At 40.2% G+C, this 19,460-nt stretch carries 11 protein-coding genes and 1 pseudogene; 7 read left to right on the top strand and 5 right to left on the bottom strand.

From position 1 onward, the window contains the following. Nucleotides 1-128: 128 nt before the first annotated feature. The gene (locus tag CDZ94_RS13705) at nucleotides 129-1,733 is read right to left on the bottom strand and encodes a cell division protein ZapB (protein ID WP_096437958.1); all 1,605 of its coding nucleotides are present in this window, start codon (nucleotides 1,731-1,733) and stop codon (nucleotides 129-131) included. Nucleotides 1,734-1,921: 188 nt separating this feature from the next. Between CDZ94_RS13705 and CDZ94_RS13700 the strand changes: the two genes are divergently transcribed. The 3 genes from CDZ94_RS13700 (at nucleotide 1,922) to CDZ94_RS13690 (ending at nucleotide 5,209) form a co-directional block, all read left to right on the top strand. Further along, complete coding sequence (locus CDZ94_RS13700) at nucleotides 1,922-2,569, top strand: DNA alkylation repair protein (RefSeq protein WP_245415741.1); 648 nt, start codon at nucleotides 1,922-1,924, stop codon at nucleotides 2,567-2,569. Nucleotides 2,570-2,877: 308 nt separating this feature from the next. Next, nucleotides 2,878-4,437, top strand: coding sequence for a malate:quinone oxidoreductase (locus CDZ94_RS13695; protein WP_280951886.1), 1,560 nt, complete (start codon nucleotides 2,878-2,880; stop codon nucleotides 4,435-4,437). 523 nt (nucleotides 4,438-4,960) lie between these two features. Next, nucleotides 4,961-5,209, top strand: a complete 249-nt coding sequence (locus CDZ94_RS13690; RefSeq protein WP_096437954.1) for a glutaredoxin family protein — start codon at nucleotides 4,961-4,963, stop codon at nucleotides 5,207-5,209. A gap of 132 nt (nucleotides 5,210-5,341) precedes the next feature. Here CDZ94_RS13690 and CDZ94_RS13685 read toward each other — a convergent pair whose 3' ends face one another. From CDZ94_RS13685 to CDZ94_RS13670, 4 genes are all read right to left on the bottom strand, one after another. Next, nucleotides 5,342-6,064: an amino acid ABC transporter ATP-binding protein gene (locus CDZ94_RS13685; RefSeq protein WP_096437952.1), complete on the bottom strand. Its 723-nt coding sequence runs from the start codon at nucleotides 6,062-6,064 to the stop codon at nucleotides 5,342-5,344. Next, on the bottom strand, nucleotides 6,064-6,723 hold the full coding sequence (locus CDZ94_RS13680) for an amino acid ABC transporter permease (RefSeq protein ID WP_096437950.1): 660 nt from the start codon (nucleotides 6,721-6,723) through the stop codon (nucleotides 6,064-6,066). Before CDZ94_RS13680 ends, CDZ94_RS13685 begins: the two co-directional genes overlap by 1 nt. A gap of 388 nt (nucleotides 6,724-7,111) precedes the next feature. After that, nucleotides 7,112-7,843, bottom strand: coding sequence for a transporter substrate-binding domain-containing protein (locus CDZ94_RS13675; protein WP_096440859.1), 732 nt, complete (start codon nucleotides 7,841-7,843; stop codon nucleotides 7,112-7,114). A 365-nt stretch (nucleotides 7,844-8,208) separates the two neighbouring features. Further along, on the bottom strand, nucleotides 8,209-8,994 hold the full coding sequence (locus tag CDZ94_RS13670; RefSeq protein ID WP_096437948.1) for a nitrilase-related carbon-nitrogen hydrolase: 786 nt from the start codon (nucleotides 8,992-8,994) through the stop codon (nucleotides 8,209-8,211). Nucleotides 8,995-9,672: 678 nt separating this feature from the next. Here CDZ94_RS13670 and CDZ94_RS13665 point away from each other — a divergent pair. The 4 genes and pseudogenes from CDZ94_RS13665 (at nucleotide 9,673) to CDZ94_RS13650 (ending at nucleotide 19,324) form a co-directional block, all read left to right on the top strand. Further along, nucleotides 9,673-10,300, top strand: a pseudogene (locus tag CDZ94_RS13665) (pentapeptide repeat-containing protein). Between the two features lie 499 nt (nucleotides 10,301-10,799). Next, complete coding sequence (locus CDZ94_RS13660; protein ID WP_096437946.1) at nucleotides 10,800-12,314, top strand: methyl-accepting chemotaxis protein; 1,515 nt, start codon at nucleotides 10,800-10,802, stop codon at nucleotides 12,312-12,314. 908 nt (nucleotides 12,315-13,222) lie between these two features. Next, the gene (gltB, locus tag CDZ94_RS13655; protein ID WP_096437944.1) at nucleotides 13,223-17,815 is read left to right on the top strand and encodes a glutamate synthase large subunit; all 4,593 of its coding nucleotides are present in this window, start codon (nucleotides 13,223-13,225) and stop codon (nucleotides 17,813-17,815) included. A 21-nt stretch (nucleotides 17,816-17,836) separates the two neighbouring features. Next, a complete protein-coding gene (locus tag CDZ94_RS13650) occupies nucleotides 17,837-19,324 on the top strand; it encodes a glutamate synthase subunit beta (RefSeq protein ID WP_096437942.1) in 1,488 nt (495 codons plus the stop codon). Nucleotides 19,325-19,460 lie beyond the last annotated feature (136 nt).

Raw genomic sequence — 19,460 nt, 5'->3', positions numbered from 1 at the left:
TTTAGCATAGATTGCAGATCCTTATAGAGGAGCTCTCATAAAGGAACAACGCAACTAAAATGTTTAATTGCAGCTCAAAAGCTCACAAAAACAAGTGACCTCTTTTGTTCTGTGAGCTAATCGTTTTCTTATCCGTTTTTCTTTAATCGTTCAGTAAAGATGCGTAAGGGTCTCGTTATTTTCCATGATTTACTGGATAACACGTTTTTTAATCGTTTTTTCAAATGCTCCTTTTCTTCTTTGACGATCGTGAGTCTTTGTTCCAGTTGGTTAATTTTAAGCTCTTTTTCTTTCATTTCCTCTGTTAATCGTTGCTTTTCCTCACTCAAATGATCACCTTCAATGGACGTATTCATTTTCAACACTAATTTTTCTAAATCCTCTAAGGCTGGTAGGAGGAAGTTGGATACTTCGGTTTCGATTCTCTTTCGACCAAATTTTTGAAAGTAAAAAAGAATTAATGCGTACAAAAAAAAGATCTCTTCAATATTTGTTAGCTTTCCACCTGTGTCATGATCATCGAGATAACAATTCTTTACCTTTGGATAAGGGATTAATAAACTCGTCATATACCTTGCAATATCGATAAAGTGCGGACCAACCGTATAAGATGTCCAATCGATAATACGAGGTGTTTCATCTGCTTTATTGATCATTTGGTTTTGAAAAGCGAAGTCACCATGCAGTAATGAGTAGTGCTTATCAGGCACCATATACTTGTATAGCTGATTATTCATAATGACGGCTTCTAATCGATGAATGATTTGAATGACAGCTTTAGGGTAATTGTGATTTTTGGTGATTAAATGCAGTGATTCAAAAATTTTTTGATTATACGCTTCTTTATGGATATGTGTAAAAAAATGAACAACAGAAATGGCTCTTCCTTTTTTGTATTGGAAGACATAGTTAGGAATTGGATAGCTGTCAATAACCTCTCGATATTTAACAGTAGAAACCTGCTGAGATGTCTCGATAACCTTCTGCAAATGTTCAGAGGTTATTGGGAGAGAATCAATCATTTCGATCGTTAAATAAGAGATTTGGTCAATAATTTGTGAATCAACGTATTGAGGTACTAAGCTCTTCAACTGCGGAAAATCTGCACACAAATTTTTATAGAATGTCTCCTCACGACCAGCTCCGGTACTTTTATTCTTATACAAGGAGATCTTTGTGAAATATTTTTTATCGCCGTGGTCATGAACAAAGGCACCTAGATTGTTTTTCCCATCTATAAAAATATACTTAGAGCTAACTTCATTTGGGTTTTCCGCAAAGCTCCTCTGAATATTTTCAATTAAAGAATCAAGAGGTAATTGATGCTTAAGTTCTAAAGCGGTTCGATATGCTTTTTTGGCTTTCTTATATTCTGATAAAAATGAATAGGTTCTCCCTAATCGAAGATGATAGTCTGCCTTTTTAGGGGACATTTTGATTAAGCTGTTGGCAACTGTTTTTGCTGCATTCCAGTCTCCCAAAAAATCGTATAGATTATGGAACTCAAGAAGAATGGTCTCGCTATGAGGATGTTGCTTTTTCGCCTCAACAAGGGTTGCTTTTGCTAAGCTCGTTTGACCAATGATCCGCAGGCTTCTGGCATAGGCAGCATAAACCGTATCCTCGCATACCCCGGTTTTTTCATTGATATATTGCTTATAGCAATCAATAGCTTTTCTCCACTCATGTTCTCGTTGATATTTTTGGGCTAAACTCAATAAATTCGATTCCATAGACGCTTCACCTACTATTCTTCAGTGTTAAAAAATTTCATTATACTAATTATGATAACCTAGACTGGAAATGATAACATAGTAGAATAGTTTTACGAAGATAAAAAAGAGTGATTACGGTCACTGAAATTTACCAGTGAATGACAGTCTTTTTACCAGTTGTCTGATGAAAAGAGTATAAACAAAAAGTGTACATATCCAATGGTGCGAAAGAGCCGGTTTTTGGCGTAGCTACAGGTGCTATGAAACCAATAGCCAAGAAAATAAAATTAAATCAACCTTTAGCTGAAGAACTTTATGCCACAGGGAACTATGATGCAATGTATTTTGTAGGCATTATTGCAGAGCCAAAAGCAATGTCTGAGTCGGATTTTGATCGTTGGATGGATTCAGCATATTTTTATATGTTATCCGATTATGTGGTCGCAGTAACTTTAGCGGAAGCAGATATTGCACAAGAAGTTGCTGATAAATGGATCTCAAGTGGTAAAGCGCTGAGAATGTCAGGGGGCTGGAGTTGCTATTGCTGGCTTCTAGGGAATCTCCAAGACCATGAATTTTCCGAAAGCAAGATTTCCAATATGCTTGATATGGTGGAAAATACGATTCACGATTCTCCAGAACGAACGAAATCGGCTATGAATAATTTTCTATACTCAGTGGGGATTTCCTATTTGCCGCTCAATGAAAAGGCAGTCGAGACCGCAAAGGCAGTAGGTACAGTAGAAGTCAAAAGGGACAAAAAAAAGAGCAGTTTCCTAAATGCTTACGAAAGTATTCAAAAAGAAATGGATAAAGGGAAGCTTGGTTTCAAACGCAAATATGTAAGATGTTAACATTCACTTCGTATTGGGGAAGTAAGAAGGAATTTTCTTCTTGTTTCTTTTTTGCCTTTTAAATAACCACGGTTCACCGTACGAAAATGATGCATAGGCTTTGGTTTTCTGCATGCTTCTAAAAGCCTTGTGGACGTACCTCTCAAACTTCTAGCTTTTAAGTAGTATAACCACGATTTTAATAGTTAAATATGTGTATTAATCTATTAAAAATTCTGATAAACTAGTATTAGGTTATAATTGATTAGAAAAGATGTGTGACTAGTTTTGCAAGGGCTTTCTTTATTGCGTATGCAGCAGCATCCTTTCTGAAAATCTTTTGTATAAGGACGGTAAAAATGAGCAGTGAAACTAAAACAGATGTAATTTTAATTGGAGCCGGAATCATGAGTGCGACTTTAGGGACACTCTTAAAAGAATTAGTACCGGATTGGGAAATTACAGTGTTTGAAAAGCTAGAAAGCGCTGGAGAAGAAAGCTCCAATGAATGGAATAATGCGGGCACAGGGCATGCGGCATTGTGTGAGCTTAACTACACCGTTGAACAACCGGACGGATCCATAGACATTAGCAAGGCTATAAAAATTAATGAACAGTTCCAGGTTTCAATGCAGTTTTGGTCTTACCTCGTAAACAGTAATCTAATACGTAATCCGCAGGACTTTATCATGCGATTACCTCATATGAGTTTTGTACATGGGGAACAAAATGTAGATTTTTTAAACAAACGTTTTAAAGCGCTTTCATATAATCCGTTGTTTCAAGGGTTGGAATATACAGATGACCCTGAAAAACTGAAGGAATGGATTCCGCTTATTATGGAAGGCCGTACTTCGAATGAACCGATTGCAGCAACAAAGATCGACTCTGGAACGGATGTTAACTTTGGTGCTTTAACGCGCACGTTATTTGACCATTTAAAGAGTAAAAATGTCGATATAAATTATAAACACAGTGTTCATGATGTCAAACGTACGAGCGATGGCTTGTGGGAATTGAAAGTACGGAATCTCGATAGCGGTAATGTCGAACGCCATACTGCTAAATTTGTCTTTATCGGGGGCGGGGGAGGAAGCTTACATTTACTGCAAAAATCCGGTATACCCGAAGGAAAACATATTGGAGGATTCCCAGTAAGCGGGCTATTTATGGCATGTAACAATCCGTTTGTTGTAGAGCAGCACCATGCAAAAGTATACGGTAAAGCTAAAGTTGGTGCGCCTCCAATGTCAGTTCCCCACCTTGACACAAGATATATCGACGACAAAAAATCTTTGCTATTTGGACCATTTGCTGGCTTCTCACCAAAGTTTTTAAAATACGGTTCAATATTTGATTTGTTAACCTCTGTAAAACCGAATAATGTCTTAACGATGTTGGCGGCAGGAGCAAAAGAGATGTCATTGACAAAATACTTGATTCAGCAAGTGATGTTATCGAAAGAAAAGCGTATGGAAGAGTTACGTGAGTTTATCCCGAACGCCAAAAGTGAGGATTGGGATTTAGTCGTAGCTGGCCAGCGTGTGCAAGTAATCAAAGATACTGAAGCTGGTGGTAAAGGAACGCTTCAATTTGGTACGGAAGTGATTACGGCCGAAGACGGTTCGATTGCAGCATTATTAGGCGCTTCACCCGGTGCTTCTACCGCTGTTCAAGTTATGCTTGATATCATCCAAAAGTGCTTCCCGCAACATATGGAAGAGTGGGAACCGAAAATCAAAGAAATGATTCCTTCTTATAATGAATCGCTAATGGAAAACACAGAGCTTCTGCATGATATTCATACTTCAACAGCACAGATACTTGGCCTAGAAGATAAAAAACATGCAAATGAGAAAAGTGATACTCGTATATTACAGGAAGTATAAATTGCCGTTTAGGCAATTTATACTTCCTTTTATTCTAAGATCAGAATTTATAAGAGGACAGCTACCTTCACGCCGCTCGTCTCAAGGGAAAAGCATCCTTGAGACTTTAAAACATGCGAGCTGACGCTGTTTTTAATAAAAGACCGCTATGCGGTTTTTCTTATTTCAAGCCCTTTGGTCAACTCCAACATCGGTTCATCTCTTTTTGAAGCTGCTGCTACGTCGTTCTTGCTTTCACCTCAATGATTCGTACGAGTAAAAGGGCAAGCCAGCTGATCGTCACGTGAGAACGAACCCGTTCTTCAAGGCGATGGTACATAGGACGAGGGTGAAGTTTTGTTTGAAACGCACCTTCAACTAGGTGATGCTGTTTGGGTAGGTTCAATAAGTTTGATTTATCGCTCTCACCCAGCTATGAGTGTGACTTTATGAATTAAGATAAGATAGCACAAGTACTGTCAAATTGAATGTGATATTATGGTAGAATTGTTTTACGAAGTTATAAGGAATAGGAGTGTTTTATATGACAAAATCAGCGATTGTTTATTCAACAAAAGATTGTGTGGAGTGTACGTTGGTGAAGCAAATGCTTACTGAGGCAGAGGTTGAATTTGAGGTAAGAGATGTTATGACGGATCGTAAGTATCAAAAAGAAGTGGAAGCTTTCGGGTTTATGGGTATCCCCGTAACCGTAATAGAAGGAAAAGCTGTAAAAGGGTTGACTCCAGAACTGCAAGAGTTAATTGAAAAGCTAAAAGAGGAGAAGTCGTGACATTGTCAGCGGCTTCTTCTCTTTTATAATTTTTTCGATTGAGTCTTTTTTCTTGGTTTTCCCTCCACATATACCTTTACATAAAAGGGAGAGGGAAGGCCCTCCCCTCTAGTAATATACTTAATGAATAGACTACAATACCATCCGCAAGAAATCCTGCGTTCTCGGGTGTTGAGGGTTATCGAAAAGGTCCTGGGGACTGCCTTCTTCCATGATTTTACCATCATCCATAAAAATGACGCGGTCGCCCATTTCGCGTGCGAAGCCCATTTCGTGAGTGACTACGACCATCGTCATTCCTTCTTTGGCAAGATCTTTCATTGCTTCAAGTACACCGCCAACTAATTCAGGGTCTAGTGCTGAAGTAGGTTCATCAAATAGCATAACTTTAGGATTCATCGCAAGGGATCTTGCTATTGCAACACGCTGCTTTTGTCCACCTGATAAGCTTCCTGGATAGACGTCCGCTTTGTCGGACAAACCGACTTTATCTAATAAAGAGTGGGCGAGATCATCTGCTTCTTCCTTGGACATGTCCTTTACTTTTAACGGACCTAACGTTACATTTTGCAAAACAGTCTTGTGGGGAAAGAGGTTGAAGTGTTGAAACACCATCCCCACTTGTGAACGCAGCTTGTTAATGTTGATCTTAGGATCTGTTAAGTTTTCTCCGTCAATCATGACTTCGCCAGAGGTTACTTGTTCTAATAGATTCAAACATCGTAAGAACGTACTTTTTCCAGATCCGGATGGACCAATGACACAGACCACTTCTTTTTCTTTAACCTCTGCATTAATTCCCTTTAGGACTTCCAATTCTCCAAAGGCTTTATGTAGATCAGTAACTTTTATCATTAAACATCTAACCTCCGTTCAATGCGTCGTAAAATTAACATGGAAGGAATCGTAATGATCAAATAAGCAAAGCAAAGCATAACGAGTGGGACGAATGGACTTCCGGTCGTACTAATATATTGTCTGATCAAATACGTTACTTCATTTACGGAAATAACAGCAAAAATTGACGTGTCCTTTAAGCTGATAATGAACTGGTTTCCTAATGGTGGAATCATTCGTTTAAATGCTTGTGGCCAAATAATATAACGCATCGTTTGCGTTGCACTTAAACCAATTGAACGTCCAGCCTCCATTTGGCCTTTATCAATCGACTCGACACCGCCACGGACAATTTCAGCAATGTAAGCACCAGCATTGATCGCAATCGCGATGATCCCAGCAGTCACAGCATCGAAATTTATCCCAAAAAAGTCAGAGACCCCAAAGTAAAGAAATAAGGCTTGTACTAAAATAGGCGTACCACGTACTAACTCGATATAGGTTGTCGCAATTCCATAAATGATTTTACTCTTCGACAGCCGCATTAAACCAAAGATCGTCCCTAAAATGAATCCAAAAAAGATACCGGCAAAGGTTATATAAATGGTTAATTGTAACCCTCTATAGAGAAATGGGAGGGTGTCTGTAAAGTGTGGGCTAATGATTCCTTCAAGCATTGTTTTAACGACCTCCCGTTTTAATATATAGGGCGCAACAAGTCAATCACTTGTCGCGCCTAATGTAAAGAGTTAAGAAAGGATAAAAATTTACGTTTCGGTGTATAGCTCCAGCGACAACCATCCCTTCGTGAATAAGCTGCGGGTTGTCTCGGGCGGACACACACCGGAGCATGACTAGCAGAGGAAAAGACAGCTACGAGGTCACTTTAGACTGTCAGAAGAATCCAAAAAGCGGCTTCAATCTGTCAGTCGAAAGTGCTTGCACTTTCTGTATAAGCCATTTTTTGATGAATGACTTTCGCCTTTTTTGGCGATAAGTCAAGTTTCCTATGTCGTACGATGCCAAGGCGCTAGCGCTTTTCTTTATTGACGTCACTTTTTCATATTATTCTGGACGCTCACCGAACCATTCTTCATAAATATCACCGTATGTGCCATCTTCCTTCATTTCTGCTAACGCTTCATTCACTTGTTCAGTTAATTCAGAATCGGATGGAAAGGCAATTCCGTATTGTTCACCTGTTAGTACGTCACCTACAGTTTTCATTTCACCAAGTGCTTCTGTATCAATGTAATACATGACATTTGGAAGGTCATAAATGACAGCATCTACGCGACCAGCAGTGAGGTCTTGATAGGCATTCACGATATCTGGGAAGGTCTGGATTTCAGCATCTGTGTTATCTTTCAAGTACGTTTCACTTGTTGTAGCAGCACGTGTCGCTACCGGTCTGCCATCGACATCATCAATAGATTCGATTTCAGTTTCATCTTCTCTAACAGCTAAAATTAATCCTGCATCATAATAGGGATCAGAGAAGTCAAAGCTTTCGGCTCTTTCTTCTGTAATCGTCATGCCAGCAATACCGATATCATAACGACCTGTCCCCATTCCTGTTACGATCCCATCGAATTCTACTGTTTCTAAATCAATAGTAAAGCCAACTCTGTCTGCAATTTCATAAATAAGATCGACGTCAAAGCCTTCCATCTCTTGTGTTTCAGTGTTTAAGAATTCAAATGGAACGTAGTTAGTGTCAATAGCAACAGTGTACTCTGGCATGTCCCCATCTGCAGCAGAATCACTTCCGCAGGCTACCATAATCGATGCAGCCATTATCAGTGTGAACAATAAAAATAGTTTACTTTTCAATTTCTTTTCCCCCTTAAATTTAATTAAATGATTTGAAATAGAACCAATATTGGAAAAATTCCAAACAATTTTAATTAACAGAAAACCCTTTACTGTTAAATTCAACATAATTTGCGAATTTCCTTCAATAAAGTTTCCTCGATTAGGACTTAAAGCATAAAAAAGGTGTACATCCTCAAGGAAAGCAATAGAAATAACCCGAATATAACGAACCCCTTTAAGGCACAACGACCCAAAAGAGCATGATGATATTGACTCATATTTTAAGTCATTTTCATACTTATGCTCGTAAATTTTAATTAGAAGACAAGATTTCTTCAACTAAGGACTTAGCCCCTGGGTGTAAATTCCGGGGGATAATCTTTCATATAAGGAATGTCATTTCTGACGGATTGTATTGTATTCATATCGATATTGCCATATATGATCCCTTCATTCGTAGCAGAGCCTTCCTTCAAAACCGTTCCCCGAGGGCTAATAAACTTACTTTTTCCACAAACACCTTCACTGACAGCATTAACCCCTAACACATAAACAGAATTATCTAGCGCTCTGGCAGGCAATTGAATATCCCACCTTTGTTGCGCTTTAATACTCCAAACAGAAGGGACAACAATCAAATCGGCTTTTTGTAAAGCGAGCAGTCTTGCGGGTTCAGGGAATTCGATATCGTAGCAAATAAGCACACCTAAATTTCCTGCTGCTGTTTTATATACAGGGTACTTTTTTTCTCCAGGTAAAAAGGTTTTGTTTTCCGTTCCCCAGATCAGGGATTTTCGTTGAATGCCACAAATTTTGCCATCAACATTAATGATCGCAGCTGAGATAAAAAGGCTTTTATCAAGTTCTTCTCGTTCAGGAAAAGGAACGATTAAGACAACTCTTAGTGCTTTAGCTAATTGCTGAAACATCGTCACTGTTGTTCCTTCAACATGTTCAGCCAATTGATGGAACATTGACGTTTTTAATCCATAACCGGAAACCCATAATTCAGGCAAACAAATAAGTTTAGCTCCATTCGCAGCTGCTTCTTTAACAAAGGCTACTGCTTTTTTTCTATTTACATCAACCAAAGCTTTTTCTGAACGCATTTGGATCGCTGCAATTTTTATCATTACTAAACCTCCTTAAAGTAGTGTTGAATTTTTTTAGAAACATAGTCAATTAAAATTTACTCATGGAGGTTAGGGAGGATGCAGGAATCTTCATAAAAAAGATTTTCTGCGTAGTAGGCCGTAATCTGCGAGAATCCTGCGGAAAAACGGACCAGCCGAGACCCCGCAGGGCGCTTTTCCCGAGGAGGCTTGGCGGTTCGTCCGCGGAAAGCGAGCAGATGCAGGCTAACGGAGCTCCATAAAGCCCCTCTTAATTTAACACCAAGCAAGTTGGAAACCGTAGCCAAGTTGAAATGTGTTTATAAGATCTCGTAATTAATAAAAAGATCTTCTGCGTAGTTGGCGGGAATCTGTGAGACTCCTGCGGTAAAAGCGGGCTAGCCGAAACCCCGCAGGTGTTAATGGACAAAAAGTTGTTTAACAATAAAGGCGTTTAAAGAATAATAAAGTTGTTAAAAAACGCAAGTCATTCTATTCAACAATCGGATTTAACTTAATAAGGGGGGGGGGGGTTCTTAGAACTCAAAACAACGTCAGTTAATAAATGCGTTTAGATGAATCCTATATTTTAGAAAATGCATAAAGCTCAAGTCTTGAAAAAGAACATGTGTTCCTTTATATTTGTATCTAGAGACCTTATAAACAAATTAAAGTTCTTTGAGAGTAGGTAGGTATACAGTGAAAATTGAGAAACCCAAGATTCCTGAAAATCTAACGGAGAGAAGATTTACAGATATTTATTATGAAAAGATCCAGAATTTGAAGTGTGCCTCGTTACAGATTCTCAATTTGATAACGAGTCCATAGAGCGATTACGGCTTTATCAAACGGTTATCAAAAACTGCAACTTTGTTAATACCGACTTTAGCTGAATTGATCTTACCGATGTGCGCTTTGAAAATTGTGATTTATCCAATGCTAATTTGAGTAATGCCTCCATGAATCGAGTTGAGTTTCTTAATTGTAAGTTGCTAGGCAGCAACCTAACAGAGTCTTATATCGGTAATACAAGGTTTGGGGAATCCATTCTTAAAATGGTTATGTTCGGTAACTCAAAACTTGAAAAGGTGACTTTTGATGATGCTGCGTTAGAAAGCGCTGACCTTTATGACTGTAAGCTCAAAAAAGTAGAATTTCTTTCATGTAATCTTAATGGCGCAAGCTTTGAAGAGACATCATTAAAAGGAATTGATATAAGCTCATCCATTCTTTAACTGTTTCAATGGAGAAATTAAAAGGATGTAAAGTATCAACGTCTCAAGCGATACAATTTGCTTCGTTATTAGGTCTAAAAATTCAACGTTAAATCTTAAGAACGACTTTAATGTTATATTAAGTGCAATGAAATAGACTCGATCAAAAGTTAAACAACTTTGTTTTAACCCCGCCCTAATATGTGGACGGGGTTATGCGTGTTTTGGTATGAAAATTAAATAACTTTATTGTCACCTTACACCGGACGTATTTCCCGAGGAGAAGGCTTGGCGGTTCGTCCGCGGAAAGCGAGCAGGTGCAGGCTAACGGAGCTCCATAAAGTCCCCCTTAAATTAACACCAATCAACCAAAAGTTGCGTAAAATAGGTAAATAGAACTATTACTTAAATGTAATAAAAGGCAAAATTTTCAATGTTTATAGATTATTAATACTATAATCTGATAAAGTTTAATTTGTATTAAAAGTATTAGTGGTGCGTGTCCAAAATTGAGGACAATCAAAATAATTACATTCGCGACTGGTGGCACCTAATGTGAATTAACTTTTAAATCAATTCAATTAAGAAGTAAGTTTTTGAGGAGGAAATGATTTGTTATTAAGTGTAAAGAATCGAATTATTCTTGTTTTATCTACTATCGTCCTATTTGTATCGGTTGTCGTACATTTCCTACATCGGTTTCTAAATTTATCTGATTTTTTTGGACATGTACATTCTCATCAGATTAGCTACATTACTAACATTTTTCTTTTTGTACCCATTGTCCTCTTTATCATTTGTTTTGTTCTTTATCGATTGAAAAAGGACCATCCGCTATTGCCGCTTTTAAATACGCTTACGATTACGTTTAGTAGTATGTCAATGATCGCTGGTGGGGAAGGGATGGTTGAGTATCACTTTTCGATTTTCATGGTAGTCGCGATGGTCGGCTATTATGAAAGAGTAAACTTAATTTTAATAATGACTGGGTTATTTGCTATTCAGCATTTGGCAGGAACGGTGGTCTTAACTGAATATGTTTTTGGAACACATCATTATACCTTTTCAATGGTACTTATTCATGCAGTATTCTTGATCGGGACGTCAGGTGCGATCATTTGGCAAATTATAAATAAGAGAAAGTTAGTTGCTGACCTCGACGAAAGGGAAGAAAAACAACAAATTTTAAATGGTATTGTTGAGAAGTTATCTCTCACTTCTGAGAAATTAATACAGGCATCATCACAAATTAAAACGAATTATGATTCAAATCGGTTAGCGCTCAAAGACATCGTAACTCATATTCAAGAAATTTCGAGCGCAGCAAATACTCAAAAGGCACAGACGATTGATAGTTCCAAATCAATTCAGGAAATAGCATCAGGAATTGAACAAATTGCGGTAACGTCGTCTAATGTGTCAGAAGTATCGCTTAAGACAGTACAAGAAGCTACTGATGGTAATGCTATGATCCAAAAAACTGTTCAACAAATGAATTCAATTAATGATACTGTTAGCATTTCTTCTGAGAAAGTGATGTTGTTGAATCATCGCTCCAAAGAAATTGGAGAAATCGTTGGTTTAATTACAGATATCTCTTCACAAACGAACCTACTAGCTTTAAATGCAGCGATTGAAGCAGCAAGAGCGGGAGAGCAAGGAAAGGGGTTTGCTGTTGTAGCGGATGAAGTAAGAAAGTTAGCTGAACAATCTTCTGAATCTGCAAGTAAAATTACAGAACTCGTTAACGCTATTCAAGAAGATACAAATACGTCTGTAGATTCTATGAATCAAATTATGAATGAGGTCAGAGGTGGATTAGATATCGTCCAGGAAACAGGAGAAATCTTTGGCAAAATTCAAACGTCTATTGATGGGGTTGCTAATCAAATTAAGGAAATATCATTTTCAACTAGAGAGGTAACAGCTGCATCAGAACAAGCATCGGCGTCATTTCAAGAGATGACCTCTTTTGCAGAAACAGCAACTGACCATGCTGTAAATGTAGCCAATGCTTCTGAGGAACAACTGTCTTCTGTAGAATTTCTTTCCGATCTAATCGCTACTCTTAATGGTGTTACCCTGGAATTGGAAGAGTTAATCAAAAAGACCGAAGAATTGAAGTGACGATATTATTGAAAAAAACTGTTGATAGTAGAGAAGTAATTTAACAAAAGATGCCCGCTAACTAAGGGCATTTTTTGTTTACTATAAGAAGGGTGTTCACGTATCTTTTGAAAGGGACACCAAAGTTTATCTTTCTTGCTTGATGTAATGTTTCACGTGAAACTAAAGGGGACAGTATAGAACGTTCTCTATAAGAATTTGCATTTGCTAGTAATAGGCTAGTTTGAGGTAGCCTAGTTGATTTGAAGTTTTTATAAGGTCTCGTAATTAAAAAACATCTTCTGCGCAGTTGGCCGTAATCTGCGAGACTCCTGCGGAAAAACGGGCCAGCCGAGACCCCGCAGGGCGCATTTCCCGAGGAGGCTTGGCGGTTCGTCCGCGGAAAGCGAGCAGATGGAGGCCAACGGAGCTCCATAAAGCCCCTTTTAATTTAACACCAAGCAAGTTGGAGATCGTAGCCAAGTTGAATAGAAGTGTTTATAAAGGTCTCGTAATTAAAAAAAGAACTTCTGCGTAGTAGGCCGTAATCTGCGAGACTCCTGCGGAAAAACGGGCCAGCCGAGACCCCCGCAGGGTGGTTTCCCCGAGGAGGCTTGGCGGTTCGTCCGCGGAAAGCAAGCAGATGGAGGCCAACGGAGCTCCATAAAGTCCCTCTTATTTTAACACCAAGCAACTCCCCAAAAATTACGACAAAATAGTATTCATTTTTAAACAAACAAATGATTCAAGTAAAAAAAAAATCGTGAATTTAAAGAAACGCATTATATAAATATTGTAAGCGCTTAACTTAAAAACTTTCATTCCAATCTATATAGTCAGAATTTTATGTTAATCAAATTTTGTGATATACTAACCCGAAATTATGAAAAACGATAGGTTTTTTGAAAGTATTAAGGAGGGGCGTTGCTATGAGAAAGCATGGATACCCTGTACAGCAGGGTCTATATAATCCGGAAAATGAACATGAAGCATGTGGAATTGGGATGATCGCAAATATAAATGGTCGTAAGTCTCATGCTATCGTCCAGAATGCGATTAATATTTTGAGTAACTTAGAGCATCGGGGAGGGCAGTCGGCTGATGTGAGCACCGGAGATGGTGCAGGTATTCTGACGCAAATTCCTCATCGTTTTTTTGTGAAGCAGTGTGACAGAGAAGATATCGTACTGCCTAATGAAGGAGAATACGGTATTGGTATGGTCTTTCTCCCACAAGATCAGGATACCCGACTGAAAACAAAACGAATTTTTGAAGAGATTATTCGTGAAGAGGGACAGACGTTTCTCGGCTGGCGAACAGTTCCGGTCAATGATTCGTTTGTTGGAGAGGAAGCGAAGAAAACGAAACCATCAATTCGCCAGGTATTCGTTGGTCGTTCAAAACAGATTACCGATCAGGATGAATTTGAGAGAAGACTATATATCATTCGAAAACGAACGGAAATTGAGATTTCCAAAAAGCTTGCTGGACAGGATGAGTTTTATATTAGCAGTTTATCAACGAGTACGATTGTTTATAAAGGTATGCTTATTCCAGAACAATTGGACTCCTTCTATATTGACCTGAACCACCCGGAATTTAAGTCAGCATTGGCTTTAGTGCATTCCCGCTTTAGCACGAACACATTTCCGAGTTGGAAACGGTCACACCCTAACCGTTACACAATTCATAATGGGGAGTTTAATACCCTCAGGGGAAATGTGAATTGGATGAGGGCACGTCAGGCACTCTGTTCTTCTAAGTTTTTTAATGATGACGATTTGCAAAAAGTGTTGCCAGTGATCGATAAAAACGGAAGCGATTCGTCCATGTTTGATAACTGCTTCGAATTCCTTCACCTTTCAGGAAGATCATTAGCTCATACGGCAATGATGATGGTCCCTGAACCGTGGGCGAACGATGACACAATAAACGAAGCGAAGAGGGATTTTTACGAATATCATAGTACGTTAATGGAGCCGTGGGATGGGCCTGCTGCTTTCGTTTATACAGATGGGAAACAAATTGGTGCGAGTCTCGACCGAAACGGACTGCGACCGGCACGATACTATGTCACAAAGGATGGCATGGTCGTCCTCGGTTCTGAAGTTGGGGCATTAGATATCTTTGCTGATGACATTGAGTATAAAGAACGGCTGCATCCTGGGAAAATGCTGCTTGTTGATTTGGAAAAAGGAAGAATTATTCCAGATGAAGAAATTAAGCTTGAAATTGCAGCAGAGCAGCCTTATAGAGAGTGGCTGAACGATAACTTAATCGATCTTGATGATTTACCTGAGTCTCCGAAAAAAGCAGAGCCTATTGATAAGCTAATCGACCAGCAGCTTGCGTTTGGATATACAACAGAGGAATTAAACAAAATTCTAAAGCCGTTAGTATCTGAAGGCAAGGATCCCGTTGGCTCGATGGGGTACGACTCTCCTCTCGCTGTTTTATCGAAAAAGCCGCAGCTACTCTATAATTATTTTAAACAATTATTTGCCCAAGTGACGAATCCACCAATCGATGCGATTCGCGAAGAAATCGTTACAATGGTTGAAACGACGGTTGGGGCGGAAGGAAATCTCGTTAATCCTGGACCTGAGAGTTGTCGCCATATTCGGTTAAAAACGCCTGTGCTTGCAAACGAACAGTTAGAAAAGCTTCGCGTTCAAAAACGAGATGGTTTTAGGACGGAGACGTTACCTATCTTATTTAATGTCACTGATGATAATGGAATGGAACGAGCGTTAGAGGTGCTTTTTGCAAAAGCCGATCAAGCTATTGAAGACGGTAAAACGCTCGTTACTTTATCTGATCGTGGTGTAGACGCAAACCATGCGGCAATCCCAGCTCTTCTGGCTGTCTCTGGCTTACACCATCACCTTATTCGAAAAGGAACTCGAACGAAAATCAGTATCCTTCTCGAATCAGGTGAACCACGAGAAGTTCATCACTTTGCAACATTGCTCGGGTACGGGGCAGAAGGAATTAATCCATATTTGGCGTTTGAATCGTTGCGTGAATTAAAGAACAAAGGTGACTTGCGTGTTGATTCTTATGACGAAGCGGTTACGAAGTATATCAACGCGGTGACCGATGGCGTCATCAAAGTATTATCAAAAATGGGGATTTCTACGATTCAAAGCTACCGGGGTGCACAAATTTTCGAAGCTGTCGGTATTCACCCAGACGTGATCGAGAAGTATTTTACACGGACTGCTTCTCGTTTAGGTGGTATTGACTTGAGTATCATCGAAAAGGAAGTACTGATGAGGCACGAGCGCGCCTTTGCAGATAATCGCGGAAAAAACCAAGCATTGGATTCTGGAGACGAGTTCCAATATCGCGAAAACGGTGAAGATCATCAGTATAATCCCCATACCATTCATACGCTGCAGCACGCATGTCGTTCGAACGACTATGAGCTGTTTAAGAAATATTCTGGACTACTTACAGATGAAAAAAATAATTTGCAATCACTCCGCGGGCTGCTTTCGTTTAAGACAAGAAAGCCTGTCCCACTTGATGAAGTCGAGTCGGTAGAAGAGATTTGTAAAAGGTTTAAAACAGGTGCGATGTCTTACGGTGCTATTAGTCAGGAAGCCCATGAAGCACTTGCAATCGCCATGAACCGTATTGGTGGAAGCAGTAACTCCGGAGAAGGGGGAGAAGCTCCAGATCGTTTCACCCCTGACGCCAATGGTGACTCGAGACGCAGTTCGATTAAACAAGTCGCATCTGGCAGATTTGGTGTCACGAGTCATTACCTTGTAAATGCCGATGAAATACAAATTAAAATTGCTCAAGGCGCAAAGCCTGGTGAAGGCGGACATTTGCCTGGGAAAAAGGTGTATCCGTGGGTTGCTGAAGTACGAGGTTCTACGCCGGGTGTGGAACTCATTTCTCCACCACCACACCATGACATTTACTCAATTGAGGACCTTGCAGAACTCATTCATAACTTGAAGAATGCCAATCCACGAGCGCGCATTAGTGTAAAGCTGGTATCAGCTGTGGGTGTAGGTACAATTGCAGCTGGTGTAGCAAAAGGAAGAGCAGACCTCGTTTTAATTAGTGGATATGACGGAGGAACTGGAGCGGCACCGCGATCAAGTATTAAGCATACAGGTCTGCCCTGGGAAATTGGCTTAGCTGAAACACACCAGACATTGTTATTAAACCAACTAAGAGACCGTATTGTCGTCGAAACGGACGGTAAAATGATGACCGGAAGAGACGTCATTGTTGCAGCACTTCTTGGTGCCGAAGAGTTTGGTTTCTCAACCGCACCTCTTGTTGTCCTCGGGTGTGTGATGATGCGAGTGTGTCACATGGATACGTGTCCGGTTGGTGTGGCGACACAAAATCCTGAGCTCCGTGAGAAATTTACTGGTGAAGCGGAGCATGTTGCGAATTTCATGCGCTTTGTTGCTACTGAAGCTAGAGAGTTGATGGCAGAATTGGGCTTTAGAACATTCAATGAGATGATCGGCAGAACGGACATATTGGAAACAAACGAAGCGGTTGATCATTGGAAAGCGACTGGTGTCGACTTATCCGCCCTTCTTTATCAGCCAGAGGTGCCTGAGCACGTAGGAAATTATGCAACGATTGAGCAAAACCACGGATTAGATAAAGCATTGGATACTCAAGAATTGATTCCACTATGTAAAAATGCTATTGAAAACGGGGAGCCAATTGAAGCAACCGTCGCGATTCGAAATATTAACCGGGTTACAGGAACGATTCTTGGAAGTGAAATTACAAGACGTTACGGGGCAGACGGGTTAAAAGAAGATACGATTCGCTTAACATTCAAAGGCTCTGCAGGTCAAAGCTTTGGTGCATTTATACCAAAAGGGATGACGCTAAAACTCGTAGGAGATGCCAATGACTACGTAGGAAAAGGTTTATCCGGAGGGAAGATCATTGCCCATCCTTCACTTAGAGCTACATTTTGTGCCGAAGAGAATATGATTATCGGAAACGTCTCACTGTACGGAGCATCAGCTGGAGAGGCTTACATTAACGGTATTGCCGGTGAACGGTTCTGTGTCCGAAATAGTGGCGTTCAAGCTGTTGTTGAAGGGGTCGGTGATCACGGTTGTGAATACATGACAGGTGGAAAAGTTGTTGTATTAGGCTCTACTGGAAGGAACTTTGCGGCAGGGATGTCAGGTGGTGTCGCATATGTTCTTGATGAATCGCTCGAACCATTCGAAACGAAATGTAATCAAGCGAATGTTCACTTGCAGCCTTTAGCTGATGAAAAAGAAAGAGTAGAGGTCTATGAGATGATTGAAAAGCATGTTTATTACACAGATAGTACCATTGGAAAACGTGTGCTAGAAAACTGGGAGACTTTCTTACCTAAGTTTGTCCGTGTTATTCCAAAGGATTATCTCGAAATGCAAGATCGAATTGAGAGTTTGAAAGACATTGGCCTGGAAAAATTCGAAGCAGAAATGCAAGCTTTTGAAGAAAGTAAAACCGACGCAAAAGCTTTAGCTTTAAAATAACTTAGCAGGGAGGGTGATTCGATGGGAAAAGCAACAGGATTTATGGAATATAAGCGGCAATCACAGCTTGAACGGGAACCTTCAACACGAACGAAGGATTGGGAAGATTATACGAAACCGATGACAGAAGAGGAAATAAAACAACAAGGGGCGCGTTGCATGGATTGCGGCGTTCCTACTTGTCACACAGGGACAGAGATCAACGGTGTTACTACGGGATGTCCCGTCTATCATCTCATTCCTGAATGGAACGACCTCGTCTATCAAGGCCAGTGGAAAGAAGCACTTAAACGAGAGCATGAAATGAATAACTTTCCAGAGTTCACCGGATTTGCTTGTCCGGCACCATGTGAAGGGGCTTGCGTTTTAGGGATAAATGAACCGCCTGTTGCGATTCGGACCGTTGAGCGTTCGATTATTGAAAAAGGCTTTGCTGAGGGCTGGGTAGTACCCGAACCACCAACAAAGCGGACTGGGAAAAAAGTCGCTATCGTAGGCTCTGGTCCAGCCGGACTTGCTGCTGCGGCCCAGCTTAATAAAGCAGGACATTCTGTCACCGTTTTTGAACGTCATGATCGTATAGGAGGCTTGTTAACATACGGGATTCCTGAGATGAAACTCCCCTATGAGATTGTTGAGCGTCGCGTGAATATCTTAGTAGAAGAAGGGATCGAATTTGTCACCAATACCGAAGTGGGGAAAGACTATCCGGTGGCAGATTTAGAAAACGACTTTGATTCGATTATTTTATGCGGCGGTGCGACAATTCACCGAGACATTCCTGCTGAAGGCAGAGAATTAAAAGGTGTTCACTATGCGATGGATTTTCTCCATGCAAATACGAAGAGTTTATTAGACTCAAATTTAGAAGATGGGAACTATATCTCTGCTGAAGATAAAGATGTGATCGTCATCGGTGGTGGAGATACTGGGACGGACTGTTTGGCGACATCGGTTAGACACAACTGTAGAAGCCTAACGCAGTTTGATATTTATGATAAAAAAGTCGATAACCGTGATGAAGTGGGCAATCCGTGGCCACAATATCCAATCATTCATCGTATCGAATACGGTCAAAAGGAAGCAGCTGCTGTGTTTGGTGACGATCCTCGTGCCTATGCAGTCATGACGAAAAAGTTCGTTGGCGATGAAAACGGACACGTCAAAGAAGTGCATACGGTTAACGTGGAATTAACAACCGATGAAAATGGAAATCGACTCCGTAAAGAAATTCCAGGAACGGAAAAAGTTTGGCCGGCAGACCTTGTGTTATTGGCAATCGGATTTAGTGGTCCTGAACAAGGCCTCATTGAGCAGCTTGAAGTAGAAACGGATAAACGTTCGAACGTAAAAGCGGAGTATGGAAAATATACAACGAATGTTGAAGGCATCTTTTCAGCTGGCGACATGCGACGTGGACAAAGCTTGATCGTTTGGGCGATCAATGAAGGACGAGAAGCAGCTAGAGAATGTGATCGTTATTTAATGGGGACGACGGAGCTTCCTTAATGATCTTAAATAGGTAGATTATAGAATCGAAGAAAGGAGAGGGGATTATTTGCCCTCTTCTTTTTTTGGACTTTATTGTAAGGTTTGTTGCTTTTTGATCCAAAAAAACTGTCACGCAATTGCGTGACAAGGCCAA

This window comes from Alteribacter populi, assembly GCF_002352765.1.
GTDB lineage: Bacteria > Bacillota > Bacilli > Bacillales > Salisediminibacteriaceae > Alteribacter > Alteribacter populi.
Note: the sequence above shows the minus strand (reverse complement) of the source record. Positions and strands in the feature narration are given on the sequence as shown.